We start from the raw sequence: 14,909 nt of genomic DNA on the forward strand, positions 1-14,909 counted from the left end.
TATATTTGTTAGGACCTTGCTAGCCCTTGTGTATCAAGGGCTAGCAGGATTGAACGGCAACTAAATAAATATGAAAAGCAACTTTTTAAATATGAGTGGCAACCAAATAAATACGAAAGGCAACTTTTTAAATATGAACGGCAACTAAATAAATAAAGGCAACTAAATAAATATTGAAATATGGCTAAAAATGGTATACAATAGGCGAAAAGCAACTTATTAAATATGAAAAGCAACTAAATAAATATGATTTTGCAGATATATATTAGTTTAGTTGTCATAAAAGGATTTTCATATTTTTCTAGTTGCCTTTTAGAAAATCAGGAAGGGTGAGGGCTATTCTATGGGAATTCCAAAAACTTTACCACGCGAGAAAAGTGGTTTGTGGCTTACGAAAGATAACAAACTCGTTTCGATGCATGCTAACATGACGGCAACTACATATAAGCTAACAAACTATTTCCTTTGGAGAGCACAGCAGGAAAACAAATTAGACGGTCTGTCGGTTGATTGTAGGACTATCATAAAAGATTGTAACATAAAAGCAACAAATTTTTCAGAAGTTTTGCTCAGTGAATGCAAAAAGGTAGCGTTAACACAAATCAGTGTCATGGATGATAACGGCAATTGGAAAGTAAGACAGATCATTCCGAATATGACGTATGAAGACGGAATTTTAACGGCGGATATAAATCCCAAGGTAGCTCCGTATATCTATGGACTCAAGCGGAACTTTACAAGAGGCAATATGTTACAAACAAATAAATGTGACACATATGCTGCAATTCGATTATACGAAACATGTAATAGCTGGGCGAGAACAGGTTACGCATATTACAGTATAGAGGAATGGAGAAGCCTTTTAGGTGGAGATAAAGAAATATATGCGCGTTTCTCAAACTTTAATCAAAAAATCATAAAGCCAGCTGTCAAAATTGTAAATGAAAATACAGACCTTGATATTACCCCAGAGTATATCAAGACGGGCAGAAAAACAACACATATGAAAATTCATGTAACCAAAAAGTCTTATCTGCCCGAAGGAAAAGCATCAGAAGCAGAGCTAAACGATATTGTTGTGGAAAGCAATATCACTTCATCCCCTACTGTTGAGCAAGAGGTAACATTCACATTGGAAGAACGTGATGTTATCAGGAAAATGACTAAGGAATATCGGCAGACTAAAAAGAACGCAGAATCCTACATAAGGAATTATGGTGTTGAATATTGCAAGGCGCAGATGGAATATGTTCGTCAGGAAAATCTCAAACAAGAAATAAAAAGAATTGGTGGTTACTTCCGAAAAGCCATTGAAGGAGATTATGCCGGGAGTAAGCAGGTTCAGATAGAGGCTGCAAAAGCAGAAAAAGCTGAACACGAGGAAATAGCAGCATGGAATAAAGATGCTGTTAAAATGGATTCTTTATTTGAGACAGCAAGTCAATCTTCTGAGAAAGCTTTGGAGCAGAGTATTTTGGCAGAGCACCCAGAGGTGACTGCTCTTTATCAAGGGATGGGAATTTCTGATGATAGAATAGCACGCTGGTTGGAGAAGTATTCTGAGGTGTTGCTATTCAAGATTGCCTTCAAACTTCAGGGCCAGTCAGGTATAACAGCTGATTACATAGAGGCAAATTTGAACGTCAGTGAAAAATAATACTGGAATTTAGGATAACTAAGGGCAAGCTGTAGTATATGGCTTGCCCTTAGTTTATAAGAAATTGAATTCGGGATGAATTTCATCCCGAATTGTTTTCTCGTTTAAGATTGACATGTATTATGAAATAATATACACTAAACCTATAAAACATGCTCATGTTTTAGGAGGAGAATAAAATGCCAAAAAATGCTCCTGTTAAGAGGACAGCATTTAACGTGAGTATATCCATTGCGTTAAGGGACAGGCTTCGAGCACTTAGTAAGTCTCTCGGCGTTAAAACTTCTGTATTGATTGATGAAGCTGTAATGGGACTGCTCGCAAAGTATGCAGAGAAAGGTGGAATTCAGCTGATGAGTGACGGAGAAACAAGACAGACACAGCATGTAATTTGCGTAGCAAGTGGTAAGGGGGGCGTTGGCAAGACTACAACAACTGCTGCTCTCGCCTATCTGTTTTCAGCAATCGGTAAAAAGAAAGTATTGCTTATTGACGCAGATGCACAAACGAATCTTACCCAGTTAATGAAGGCAAATATTGATGGTAAAAGAGATATTCAGGGGGCAATCATCACTAGATTGGTTAATCCAGACATTCCCATCAACACCTTCATACTTCCCACGCAGTACAAAAATATAGATATAATTCCTGGCAATCCCTTTATCGAGGAAGATGGTTTTCTTTCGCAGATTCGTAAAGCAAAGCTGGATAATGATGTAAATCTCTGGATAGAAATGATGAATGCAATCAAGGATATTCAGGAATACGATGTAATCATGATGGATACGCATCCTTCCTCTGGTCTGCCGACTTCTTATCCTCTGCAGGCCTGTGACCATGTGATTATTCCACTTGAGCCGGACCCCAGTTCTGTTTCCGGTTTCAAGGAGGTTTATAAGAAAATTATTCAAGCTCGTAAGGTTATGAATCCCAACATCAAGCTTTTGGGATATTTTTTCAACCGAGTCAAGGCCAATACTGGTTCGGCAAAACAATTTATTCCCACAGCCAGAGAGACTATCCCTGAAGTTATTTCTGAAGTGAACGGCGGTGCCGAGGAAGGCAAATTCTTTGATACGGTGATTCGTGATAGTGAGGATGTAAGAAAAGCGGTTATCCTGCATAGCGCAGTTACCGAGAGATTCCGCTCGAACAAGGTTGGTAAAGACTTTGAGAAACTTTACTTAGAGGTAACGGAGGCACTGGCAAATGGGTAAAAAGATGGACTTATCCTCTACTAAAGACAATTTCATTTCGGACAATTATGGCGATGGAACCTCCAGCTTGGATTACTGGACGAATCTCACCAAAGAAGATGTGAAGGAGCTTAATGGAGAACAGACAAAAGCATCTAAGGAAAGACAGGAGAAGATTGAAAGCCTCTACCCTGTCTTTACCAGGGAGCAGGTTCTTCTGAAAGACTTGGTTCCTGCTGATGAAGGCTGGAACTTTTTCCCCACTCAGAATAATGGTGTGCTTGAAGAGTTGATGAAAAATATTGTTGTCTATGGTCAGCTCAACCCTGCCATCGTTTGGAAGCAGCCTAATGGCACCTACACTATTTTAGGTGGGCACACGAGATTCCAGGCTATCCAGAAGCTCCATGAGATATTTACGGAAGCAGGTGACGAGGAACAGGCCAAACGCTTTGAGTCCATGGACTGTAATGTCTATGCCTTCGATGAACTTGACGAGGTTGAGGCTCGTAAGATTATCATCTTCGACAATGTAATCCGCCGTGAAAACTCCACGGCAGTAAAAGCTCGCTCCGTTATAACCATGGCTCAGCTGGAGAAAGATACCCGTTCTTCCAGAAGACCTGATACACGCCGCACCCGTGCTCTTGATAACGTTGCAGCGGCCTTGGGAGAACCTATCGGCACAATAAAAGACCTCTATCGGTTAAGAAATCTCATTTCAGAGTTTTGGCCGCTCGTTGATGCGAGTGACCGTGATAATAGAATCACCAATCAGCTGGCAAGAGCCATAGCTGTACTGGAACCAGAACTTCAAAAATACATCTATAAGAATGCGTTATATAAAAACAAGCTCACGTCACAACAGTTGGCAAAACTCAAGAAAGCTGAATCCACTGCTGACCTTGATGAACTTTTCACTGCCCCGGAAGTTTTCACCGTGACTGCAAAAGCTGAACTAACTGAGCAGCTGCCTTCCCATTACAAGCCGGTTCTTATGTTCTGTTCAGAGGATGAACTTGAGAAAGTTCGTGGCATCATTGAATGGCATGTATGTGAAGATAGTGGTATTTCCGAACAGACGAAGGATATTTTGAGAAAAATGTTTGCCGGAGAAAAGAAAAAAGAAAATGCCTAAAAACAATTCGGGATGAATTTCATCCCGAATTGTGAGCCCATTTCTACTTTGTGAATCTCTTTTTTCTGTCCTGCCATGATAAAAGGCCTCCTATGATTTGATTATAGTTTATCAAATCATAGGAGGCCTTCTGTTATTGAGGAAAATTAATTTACAGAGATTTTTTCAACCGCTTGTTTCTCTATTCATCCACCTGCTGTCTCGTGAATCACGGCTGTCTTTGCTTCAGCAGGCCTCTTTCAGGACTCACACGACCCATTCTTTGTTTTTGCGGTAACCCAGGGCATCGCCAATCGCCTCCAAAACGCCGCCAACAACACCGAAGAAGGTGTGCGCCATTTTGAACATACTTCCAGCGCTGGCTCCACCTGCTGCCTGTTCAGCTATCTCATCGGGAATTTCCCCCGTCTGGTGCGCCATGTTGTCTATGGTCTTCATCATCTGCTTGAGGTCTTCAGCGTTAAGGTCAAAGCCCTTCCCTTTGAATGCCTCTACCAGCGCTGCCTCATCCTTTACAGCCTTCAGCTGGTCTACAAAAGCCTCGTCCTCAACTGCCTTCAAGAGCTTGCCCATAAATTCCTCGTTCCATACGATTGCCATTTTGATGAACCCCTTTCTTTATAACGCTTTTGATTTTTTCTGTTCTTTCTATGCACCAGAAGTGGAAACCTTACAGACAATTTGAAACTTTATTGCCAAATACTGCGAGAAAGTTTTCCTTCCAAGGAAGGCTCTGTATCGGAAGATGATTTCCTGCTTCTGTCCGTGCCCATGCAGGAGGACTCCCTGGCCGCAGCAACAAAATCCAAGTCTTCCTCCATCAGCAGCCCCCTCAATGACTGCTTCCTTCCAGCATTTTGGCGTTGCATGGCCAAAAGTTGAAAGAGAAGGCTGTCTCTGACTTTGCTGAATACGGAGAAATCAAACGCACCCAGTTTTTCCTCCAGATTACCGTCTTCCATGCTCCTCACTCCTGTCACATTTTTCGTTCTGTTTTTTCTATGCCGCAATAACGTAAATCTTACACAAGTTATGAAAAAAATTTCTGTGGTAACACGGTCATGGAGAAATTTTATGCATATCCTGCAGGTATTGCTTAAGGGATTTCTTAGCACGATTCAGCAGGACGCCCACATGATTCTCTGTCAAACCTAGGGCCTCCGCTATCTTCCGATGGGAAAGCCCTAGCCAATAGCGCATTCCAAGAATGCGCCGCTCCCGTTCGGGCAATGCGGCAAGAGCATTTTGCAGTTCCTGATGCTGCTCCTTCGTCAGTAAACGCTGTTCTGGCGTATGCTCCTCTGGCTCCTGAAAACCAAATGTTTCGTCCAATTCCTCCCAGGGATGGTTTTTCTCACTTCGCCACTGCATGCGAAGCTCATTCTCTGCTATGGCGAACAGCCAAGTGGAGAATGCTCCCTTGGCCGGATTGAACTGCTCCAGTTTTTGATACATCTGCAGGAAAGTGCGGCTCACCACCTCGTCTGTCTTGTCCGCATTCTGCGTCCTGCATAGAAGATGCTGATAGATGCGGGGAAAGAAATGCTCATAAAGTTCCACCAGCGCATCCTTGTCCCGAATAGCCTGCCCTGCCAAATCGTTCCAGTATTCCATTCCGTTCAACAAAATCACCTTCCTAGTCGTGATACGCCTCTTTGCTGTATATCATTGGCTCATCCGCAGCCTTCCCAATTTCGGCATATTGGATTGCTTTGGCCGGTGTTTTCCCTGCTTGCTCCGCTTCTGCGTAACGCACTGCGTCAATGGCGACTGGAGTCCCGACAGCCCTTTCCAGAGCAGCCTTTGCCAGATTGCAGGAATAGAGTGAGTTATAATAATCCGTACGCGCCTCTGTGAGCTTTTCTTGCGCATCCATGACCGAAAGGTTCGTATCGACGCCCTCCACATAGCGCACCTGGGCGATGCGGTACTCCTGCTCAGCCTTCTTCATGGCGGTCTCTGTAGTCTTGGTGGTACGCTCTGCGCATACCAGATCAGTATAGGCTTGATGCACTTCCAGCTCGATTGCGTCTCTGGTCGTGTTCCTCTGTGCCTCGGCCATCTGTACTTGGGCCTGGGCTGCATGAACATTGGCGGCGGTGACACCGTTGTCAAAGACATTCCATTCCATCGAGACGCCCAGGTATTCTCGTTCACCATGTCGTTTTTCAAAGAGCTGCTCACCACTGACATCCTTGCTCCAGGAGGCGGTGACCGTGGGGCGGTAACCCGCCTTGGCCGTGCTCTTTGCGGCCTCTGCTTGTTTCACGGCATAATCCGAGGCCATGCCGTCTGCTCGATGCTGCAAAGCGTATGCGGCATAATCGGACAGGTCCTTTTCATGACGCTGATAGGAAAGCTCACCATGAAGCTCCAGCTTTGTAGTAAGCGGCAGCCCGATGAGCTGGTTAAGAGCAGACATGGCCTTCAGGCAGTCTCTTTGCGCTTCATTTAGCCGCATTTCTTCCTTGGCCAGCTGCACCTCGGAAGCCAGCACATCGGACATGGCTGCAACCCCTTCCTTATACTGGATATTCGCCTGATTCAAATGTTCCTGAAGCAGTTCCACGGCCTCCTCATGTATGCCTCGAAAGGCCTGACGTTCCAGAAGTCGATAGTATGCGGCCTGCACATTGTACCGCACCGTCTGGCGCACGTTCTCCAATGCCAGATCGGCGGCGTTGAGTTGGTAGCGTCTCTGTTTCCTTTGTCCTTCCAATTGCCCGCCGGTATAGAGCGGATAGGACAGGCGGGCTGTCCAGTTATATTCCTGATTGTAAGAATCTGTCTCGCCATTTGGCAGTCCAAATAGTTCACGCAGTAAGCGCGTTATTTCAGACATAGCCGGCTTGTTCTGCATAGCCTCGTATGTGCGTCCGGAAAGCTTCATGCCGCTGGCTGTAATGCGGAGGCGCGGCCCTGCGGCCCTGCGAGCAGAAGAATACTGCCATTGCGCAGACTTCTTGTTCTCTTCGGCATGTGCGATGGAAGGATGCGATTGGAGCGCCAGCTGGATTGCCTCGTCAATATCCAGCCGCCTCCCTTCCTGTTTGGAAGGGAGTTCCGCCTCATATTGCACTCCGACATCCTTTGCCAAAACAGGAACAGGAACGGCCAGCAAGGCTGTCATTGCCAAGGCAATGCTCCACCCTCCCACGGTCAAAATCCTTCGTGCAAGGAAACATCGCCGCTCCTCTCCACATCTATACGTTCTGTCCAAAATAATTCCTCCTCCGGTGTATAAGCCGCTTGCCAGCAGCCATTTGATTCATGCAATCTGCCGTCTAGCAAGGTCGGCGAACAGGCCCCCCTGGGCCATCAGTTCCTCATAGCTCCCGCTTTCCACGATGCGCCCCTGATCCATGACCAGAATGCGGTCTGCATTCTGTATGGTGGACAAACGATGCGCTACAACGATGCGCGTTACCCGCAGACGTTCCAGGCTCTCAGTAACGATAGCCTGAGAACGATTGTCCAGTGCGCTGGTCGCCTCATCAAAAATAATAATTGCTGGTTTTGCGGCCAGGGCCCGGGCAATCAGGATACGCTGGCGCTGCCCACCCGAGATGTTCGAGCTTTCTTCGCTGATGATGGTCTGCAGACCCATGGGCATATTGCGGATATCCTCCGCTACCCCTGCTGCCTCAGCCGCCTCCCATGCCTGCTCCTGTGTCAGTGCATTGGTGCCTGCAATGTTCGTATAGATGTCGCCTGACATGAGCTGACCATTTTGCAGCACCACGCCCAGCTGGGCGCGGACAGAGGGCAGGGAAAGCTCAGCGAGATCCTGACCATCATAATAGATTCCGCCTCGCTTTGGGCGCTCGAATCCCATCAAGAGTCGGATGAGTGTGGACTTGCCACAACCCGAACGCCCTACGATGGCCACACTTTCCCCTGCCCTAATGCGGAAGCTGATTCCATTCAGGATGTTGCGGCCGCCATCACTGTAGGAAAAGGTAAGTTCCCGAACCTCGATAGCACCTGAGAGCGCACTGGCTTCCATGCGGTCATCCATGCTTTCTGGTTCTTCCTCCAGAAAGGGGCGCAGGTTCTCCAGTTGAGGCTGCACCGCAAGGAACTGCCCTAAACCTGCCAGGAATCGGTTCAATGCGCTGTTGAAGCCGGTACAGGCGGACTGGAATGCCAGAAAGGACGCATAGGAAATGCCCACCTGAAGAATCTGTCCATCATCACTGAACTTGTTCACATGATACATGACCACATAGAACATGAGGAGCGTGAGCAGGATAGGCTGGACAGTGCTTAAGATGGTGCTCCAATTATGCTGCCAGCGCAAAGAGAGATTCTGTTGCCACTCCAGGGCAAAGGCTCTTCCCCACAGGTGGTAGGCCTGTTCTTCCGCGCCATGAACGCGGAATTTTGTCAGGCCTGTAAATATCTGTTGCAGGATGCCCGCCGTACTATTCCGTGCCGCCACCAGACCACGCTGAAAGCGGAGCATGCGCCATACCAGCCAGAGGTTGCAGCCACCGGTAATCATCCACAGGACGATGGCCACAGCTGTGAGGGGCAGGCTGTACCAACACATTAGCAACAAACTCCAGAACGAAAACAGAAATTCAAAGGCTTGGGATGAAAAATTACCAAACAGAATCTGCTTGGCCGTTTCCATCCCTTTGAAACGACTGGCCAGTTCTCCGGTGGAGAACCGCCGGAAAAAACTGGTGGGCAATGAGAGCATTCGTCCAAAAATTGCCGTCTCCATGGCGATATCGATGTCTGTTCCCAGACGCAGCATGGCGATGGAGCGAACAATGGACAGAGCCGACAAGGTGAAGCCTGACACCATAGCAATCTGAGCAACGGTCGCCAAGCCTTGACGATCCTGGATGGGGATGATGTCCTGAAAGATGGTTTCCGTGATGATCGGTGTCAAAATCGGTATGAGTCCGGCAAAGAAGCTGGTCAGAATAATCGTGCGCCAATCCATCTTCCAGGAATGATGGTAAACAAAACGCAGGAGGTCCCTCTTCTTAAGCCTTCGGGCAGGAAGTCCCGCATGGCAGGCAAAGGCTTTCCTGTCTATGTTCTGTATATCCTCTTCCTTGACTTCCCTCCCCTCCGGCTGCTTCCATGTTACCATCCGATAGCTTTTCTCATCATTGGGCAGGAACGCCGCCATTTTCTTCTCCTGACCGTAGCAGCCGAGCAGAACGCCGCAGTCCTTGCGATGCCAGCCCTGTTCCAGAGTGACGAGGCGCATCTGCATATTGCCTTTCTGCATGAGCCGGCGCAACATGCCCTGCTGATCCAGCCTTTTCACCATGAGTGGCTGGAGCTGCAGGTTCTTCGTGGGCATGGAAAGTGCCCGAGCGATGCTGCGCGCGAGGAAGGTCGCCTCGTCCAGTTGTTCATTCTGATTCTCCCCCGCGTCCAGAATTTCTTCCTGTTCGCCCACCAGCAGGGCGATGGTGTTCTCAATCCGCCGCTGCTGCCTTTTTTTTCTGGCCTGTATACGCCGGGAGTTCTTGATATCCTCGGATTGAAAGCGGGCAGAGCAGAGTGCAGAAAAAATCCGCATGTTCCTTTGGAAGTCCTCCCAAAGCTCAGCCGCGGACGCCGCATCCTGCAAGAATGTTTCCTTCTGCCATGCCGTGAGCAAATCATCACCACGGTCGGCCAGCAGACGCAGCCAGGGAATGGTCAGCAGTCCCATGAGCCAGCGATGTATGAGCGGGAGGTGCTCATGTCCGGAGACAGGCCCGGACAGTTCCTCCAGTTCCGCGTCCGTCAGAGCATACAGGACAATCTCCACCGCCCCGAATTCATCCATTGACGGAAAGGCTGCTTCCCCCGCCTTAAGCTCCATGAGATATTCCTGGCGAAAGGATTCTTTTCCGCAAGCCACAGCATAGACATCAACTCTGCCGCTTGTCAAAAGAACGAAGCAATCTTCAATTTGCATGCGGTAACGTTCTCCCGGGGCAAGTTTCCAGGACATCGTCATCTCCTCCTTGGGAACTGTTCATCCCGTAAAATAAAAAAACATCAATTTTCCTGTCGGCCACTGCGATTTTCGATGAGCTGCCGATAAGGTCCGTTATGCTGCATCATTTCCCGATGAGTGCCACGCTCCACGATTTTACCTTGAGAGAGGACGATGATCTCATCGCAGTCTCGAATGGTGGACAGGCGATGAGCCACGAGGACACAGGAACATCCGCGCCGGCGGATGTTCTCCAGCACTTTATGCTCTGTCAGCGGATCCAAAGCGCTGGTAGCCTCGTCCAGCACCAGCAGGGCAGGATTCTTGGCCAGGGCGCGGGCGATTTCCAGACGTTGCCGCTGCCCGCCGCTGAAGTTCCGTCCTCCCTCGGAAACCATGCTCTCATATCCGTTCTCCATTGCGAGGATGTCCTCATGGATGCAGGCGTCCCGAGCTGCCCGCAGGATATCGGAACGCCGCAGGGTTTCATCAAACAAAGCGATATTCTCTGCCACTGTTCCCGTGAGCTGAAATACATCCTGATCCACAGAGGAAACAGAATTTACAAGGACGGCCCGTGGAAGCTCGCGGCGCCTCACACCGTCAAAGCGGATTTGCCCGGACCATTCCTCATAAAGGCCCATGATGAGCTTTGCCAGTGTGGATTTGCCGCTTCCTGAGGCCCCCACCACAGCGGCCCACTGCCCTGGCCGCAGATGGAGATTGAAATGTTCCAGCAAAGGCGGGCTCAGCGGACTGTAACCGAAGCTGACATCCTCCAGTTCCAGCTCGCCGGACAACCTGTCTTTTGGGAAATCCCCTTCCTCTGCCGGATAGTTCAGTCCATCAATCTCATAACGACGTACATCCTCTAGCCGCTGCATCTGCATCTCCGTCGTCTGCAGCGTGTTCCCTAGGTCGATAATCTTCTGGAATGGTGCCTGGAAAGCTCCCATGAGGTTCTGGAAGGCAATGAAAATACCGGCCGTCATGATGCCTTCCATGATGGAAAAGCCCCCCACCGCCATGATGAGTGCCCCATTGATGCCGGCGAACAGACTGGGCAACAGGGAGACATTGGTGGACCAGAGCAAGGCTTCCTGCGTTGCCGCGACAGCTTTGGCCCGGTATCCTGCCCATTTTGTGAAGAAATCCCCCTCGCCACCATTGGACTTGATTGTCTCAATCATCATGAGGCCATTCATCAGCGTACCGTACTCCTTGCCGGAATCCTGCTGTATTCGCATGGTGAGATCCGTCAGCTTGCGACGCATATAGGCAAACAGGAAAAGGTTGACCAGGCTGAAAAACAGGCCGATAAGGGTGAGCGGCACGCTGTATTGGAAGAGCAACAGCAAATAGAAAGCTGCCACCAAAAAATCCAGCACAGCCGTCGCTGCCGAGTTGGACAATACATCCGCCACAGATTCATTGAAGCTGACACGAGATGCCACTTCTGCTGCATGCCGCTGCTGAAAAAACTGAACGGGCAGCCGAAGCACATGCCAGAAAAAACTGGATGCATCGGCAAGTGTGAGCTTTTTCTGCCATACCGTCAGCACAACGGCGCGCATCCAGGACATGATGCCGGACAAAAGTATGGCAGCCGCCATGGCTGCACAGAGACGGGACATCCAATCTACATGCGCTCCTGTCAGAATCTCGTCGAGAAATATCTGGTTGAACACAGGAGCAGCCAGCCCTGGGATAATCATACAGAGCCCCAGAATCAGGACAAACAGGGTTGCCCATTTGTCCTGCCAGAGTTTTTTTGCCACAGCCCGATAGACATTGTACCGGCTGCCCATCGGCTGGAAGCCCTCGCCGGGGAGGATGGACAGGTAGATTCCTGTATAGGAGCCTGTGAAATCCTCCCAGGGAACTGTACGACGGCCCATAGCGGGATCGTTCAGATAGGCCGTATCCCCCTGAATTCCTTCAAGCACCACGAAATGATTGAATTCCCAATGAAGGATGAGCGGATATTCCTTGATGCGCAGCACATCCGCCGGCCAGGCATAAGCCTTTGCCGTGCATCCGAGCCGCCGTGCGGCCTGCAGAATATTCTTGGCATTGCTGCCATCCCGGGTAACGCCGCATTCCTGCCGCAACCGTTCCAAAGGGAGCCAGAGACCGTAATGAGCCAGCACCATGGCCAAAGAGGCCGCACCGCATTCCGTTGCCTCCATCTGGAGGATTGTGGGAACCTTGACGCGCTTTTTTTTCCCGGAGAACAGGCCCCTCAGCCTGTCACGGATAGATTCGCTCATGAAAATCACCTGCTCCTCAGCATTTGGCTGAACTTATAAAAAATCCTCTCGATGGGAGGCTCCCGTTCGATGACGATGGAACCTGTGCAGTAGCTGCCTGGAGTGATGGGCTTGTGATCCCCTACAGAGGATGTCCATAGATATCCTGAAGGGGAATCCTCGTCCCGCACAAGGTCAAACCGCACCTCCACCGCTGCGCCAACTTTCTGGTTCATGATCCACTGCGCCAGTTGCGGATTGCCCAGCCCTTTCTGCATGGCTGCCCCTGTCACGGGATATTGGGAAACAGAACGTACAACGCCGATGAGGCTGCCGGACTTTGAGACATCCACCCCATTGGGCGCCAGCTGCACGAGCATGCCCGGCTCTATGCGTTTGCCCTTGTCCACCGGGACATAGAGCACACCGCTCAGTTCCTCCACATCCTGGGTCAAGCGTATCGTGCAGATGGGGCTTCCCGCACTGATGATGCTGCCCTCTTCCACCAGCACCTCGTCCACAATGCCGTCATAGGCACTGTAGATGGCCTCTCTTGCCTCCTGCTGATGCAGTCTTGCATCGTATTGATAGACCCGTCCGATGACTTCTCTGTCGTTGGCAGCCAAATCTGCCCCATACTGTGCCATGCGCGTATCTGCATTCTGATCCGGCTGCTCCATGCGAGCAATAATCTCTCCCTTGCGTATCTGGCTCCCCGTCTTCACATAGACTGCCCGGATCTTGCCCGATGCCGCATGAGATATGCTGACAATGCCGGCAGAATCCATAATGAGTCCCATGCCATCTGCTTTCACGGTGAAAGCGCCGAAGAAAGACCATAGCAGAACGGCAAGGAGCAGAATGCAGATAGCGGCCAGCCCCATCCAGCCGATGGGATTTGTCACTGCTATCAATGTATCAAGCCGATCCGGAGAGCGCAGCTTTTCCAGCGCTTGACGGCTAAAAACCTGATTTCGGTTCATTCCTTACCCCTCTTTCAGAACAACAGATACCCGCATACCATCATGCAGGCCTTCCGGTGTTGAAACGACCACCTCTCCAGCTGACACTCCGCTCAGGATCTCCACGTATTCGCCGTCATTCTGGCCTGTCTTCACCTCGCGCCGTTCCACCGTTCCGTCCTTCACCACAAACAAAGCCCCATCCCAAACGGTGCCCAGTGCCGCCACCGGAACGACCAGCGCTTCCCTGCCATCAGACAGCTGCAAGTCCACACCGCCATAGGTCTGGGGCTCCAAAATCCCCTGGCTGTTGTCCACCCTGCAGAGCACCGTCCGAATCTTTGCCGATTCGGACAAGTCCGGCGAGATGCTGGCGATAGTGACCGGAATGGAATGCCGGGAATCCATAGCCCCCACATGCATCTCGCTGGCAAAGACTTTTCTGAGTTCCTTGCCCTGGAACACAAGCTCCGCATTTTGCCCGACCTGGAAGAACTCCGCCGCATCGTCGCTGGCAGACATGGTGAAATAGAGCTGCCGGAAATCTCCCACCAGAGCCAGTGAAGTTCCAGCCTGAACAAAAGCGCCTGGCTGCCGGTACATCAGGATTACTTTGCCGTCTACAGGAGCCGTCACTTGCTGTTGGGCATCCTGAATGAGTATTTGTTTCTTACGTGCCTCCATCTCCTCCACGGATGCCAACGCAGATTCATACTCTGCCGCTGCTGCATCATACTTTTCCTCAGAAGTCGCGTTCTGATTCCGCAAACGCTGATAGCGCTCATAGGTAATCTTCGCATGACGGAGTGCTGCCTGCGCTTTCAGAAGATTGCTTTCTGCTTCCTTGAGACGTATGGGGATGCTCTCGTTGACGATGGTGAAAAGCGGATCGCCTGCATGCACATAGCTGTTCTTCTCCACGAAGCTTTCTGTGATGCGCCCATCGATAAGGGTCACCGCATCCACCATTTCGTTGCTGTACAGATTCAGCGTTTCTAATCGTATCTTAGGATGCAGGACGCGCACAGCGGCCCGCTCCCCTGCCACATGCACGCTTCGTTCCTCCAGGCGCCGGGCAATTTGCAGTTCCCCCCGCTCGTTCAAATAGGCGCCATAGGAAATGACTGCGATGGAGAACAGCATCAGCATGGCAAGCCCAATGATGAAATATGTTTTTTTCATGAAAAGAATTCTCCTCCGGCAAACAAACTTGACTTGTTCATACTTCCACGCTAATCAATAATATTCCTGCCGTATTCCCCTATAAACTAATGGATAAAATTTTTTAAAACCTGTAAAGTTTCTAATTCCACTGCATAAAAAGAAGAAAAGCATAAAGGACAGGTGTATGGATATGATAAAGGCATTGAATGATACATCCATAAAAAAGCTGGAGGCACTCTGCAATGACGATGCTTTCCGGTCAAGACTGAAAGCATCTCAGACCATGACGGATGTTCAGGCCGCCTTCCACGCATATGGGCTGGAGCTGGACGGCAAGGAACTAAAAGAGATGCTGGAATGCCTCACAGACGTGCAGCGGCAGGGAGGAGAACTGCCCGATGAGCTGGCAGCCTGTGCGTCCGGCGGAGGTCCCGCCATGTATTTCAAGATGGCCTACAATATCATGGGGGTTTTGAGCGATATACTTTCCACGGTGGAGAGTGCCACCACTACTACCAGCAGCCAGGCTGTTCGCCGCAGCCGAAAACCGGCAGGATAAATATTACTGGGAAATTTTCCGCAAGCATAGAACA

General features: G+C 49.7%; 12 protein-coding genes. 4 read left to right on the top strand and 8 right to left on the bottom strand.

Annotated features, from left to right (window positions below; translation table 11 throughout):
• Nucleotides 1–343: 343 nt before the first annotated feature.
• The 3 genes from G598_RS0110640 to G598_RS0110650 all read left to right on the top strand — a co-directional run bounded on the left by G598_RS0110640 (nucleotide 344) and on the right by G598_RS0110650 (nucleotide 3,991).
• Entirely contained in the window at nucleotides 344–1,657 is a 1,314-nt protein-coding gene (locus tag G598_RS0110640) for a replication initiation protein (RefSeq protein WP_026766955.1), read from the top strand.
• Between the two features lie 179 nt (nucleotides 1,658–1,836).
• Nucleotides 1,837–2,874 (top strand): AAA family ATPase, encoded by a 1,038-nt coding sequence (locus G598_RS18680; RefSeq protein WP_026766956.1) that lies wholly within the window; start codon nucleotides 1,837–1,839, stop codon nucleotides 2,872–2,874.
• Nucleotides 2,867–3,991: a ParB/RepB/Spo0J family partition protein gene (locus G598_RS0110650; RefSeq protein WP_026766957.1), complete on the top strand. Its 1,125-nt coding sequence runs from the start codon at nucleotides 2,867–2,869 to the stop codon at nucleotides 3,989–3,991. The genes G598_RS18680 and G598_RS0110650 overlap by 8 nt, the downstream gene beginning before the upstream one ends.
• Before the next feature lie 246 nt (nucleotides 3,992–4,237).
• On the opposite strand, the gene G598_RS0110660 is transcribed toward G598_RS0110650, so the two are convergent.
• The 8 genes from G598_RS0110660 to G598_RS0110695 all read right to left on the bottom strand — a co-directional run bounded on the left by G598_RS0110660 (nucleotide 4,238) and on the right by G598_RS0110695 (nucleotide 14,334).
• Entirely contained in the window at nucleotides 4,238–4,591 is a 354-nt protein-coding gene (locus tag G598_RS0110660; RefSeq protein ID WP_026766958.1) for a hypothetical protein, read from the bottom strand.
• 89 nt (nucleotides 4,592–4,680) lie between these two features.
• Nucleotides 4,681–4,953, bottom strand: a complete 273-nt coding sequence (locus tag G598_RS0110665) for a hypothetical protein (RefSeq protein WP_026766959.1) — start codon at nucleotides 4,951–4,953, stop codon at nucleotides 4,681–4,683.
• Nucleotides 4,954–5,050: 97 nt separating this feature from the next.
• Nucleotides 5,051–5,605 (bottom strand): RNA polymerase sigma factor, encoded by a 555-nt coding sequence (locus G598_RS0110670; protein ID WP_245582798.1) that lies wholly within the window; start codon nucleotides 5,603–5,605, stop codon nucleotides 5,051–5,053.
• Between the two features lie 22 nt (nucleotides 5,606–5,627).
• Nucleotides 5,628–7,121, bottom strand: a complete 1,494-nt coding sequence (locus G598_RS17745; RefSeq protein ID WP_051180216.1) for a TolC family protein — start codon at nucleotides 7,119–7,121, stop codon at nucleotides 5,628–5,630.
• Nucleotides 7,122–7,259: 138 nt separating this feature from the next.
• Nucleotides 7,260–9,956 carry an NHLP bacteriocin export ABC transporter permease/ATPase subunit gene (locus G598_RS0110680; protein WP_026766961.1) on the bottom strand — a complete coding sequence of 899 codons (2,697 nt, stop codon included), beginning with the start codon at nucleotides 9,954–9,956 and terminating at the stop codon, nucleotides 7,260–7,262.
• 47 nt (nucleotides 9,957–10,003) lie between these two features.
• Entirely contained in the window at nucleotides 10,004–12,211 is a 2,208-nt protein-coding gene (locus G598_RS0110685) for an NHLP family bacteriocin export ABC transporter peptidase/permease/ATPase subunit (protein ID WP_051180219.1), read from the bottom strand.
• Between the two features lie 5 nt (nucleotides 12,212–12,216).
• Nucleotides 12,217–13,173 (bottom strand): HlyD family efflux transporter periplasmic adaptor subunit, encoded by a 957-nt coding sequence (locus G598_RS0110690; protein ID WP_026766963.1) that lies wholly within the window; start codon nucleotides 13,171–13,173, stop codon nucleotides 12,217–12,219.
• Between the two features lie 3 nt (nucleotides 13,174–13,176).
• On the bottom strand, nucleotides 13,177–14,334 hold the full coding sequence (locus tag G598_RS0110695) for an efflux RND transporter periplasmic adaptor subunit (RefSeq protein WP_026766964.1): 1,158 nt from the start codon (nucleotides 14,332–14,334) through the stop codon (nucleotides 13,177–13,179).
• Between the two features lie 172 nt (nucleotides 14,335–14,506).
• Between G598_RS0110695 and G598_RS0110700 the strand changes: the two genes are divergently transcribed.
• Nucleotides 14,507–14,875, top strand: a complete 369-nt coding sequence (locus tag G598_RS0110700; RefSeq protein ID WP_026766965.1) for a hypothetical protein — start codon at nucleotides 14,507–14,509, stop codon at nucleotides 14,873–14,875.
• Nucleotides 14,876–14,909 lie beyond the last annotated feature (34 nt).

The sequence above is a fragment of the Selenomonas ruminantium subsp. ruminantium ATCC 12561 genome, assembly GCF_000424065.1.
GTDB lineage: Bacteria > Bacillota > Negativicutes > Selenomonadales > Selenomonadaceae > Selenomonas_A > Selenomonas_A ruminantium.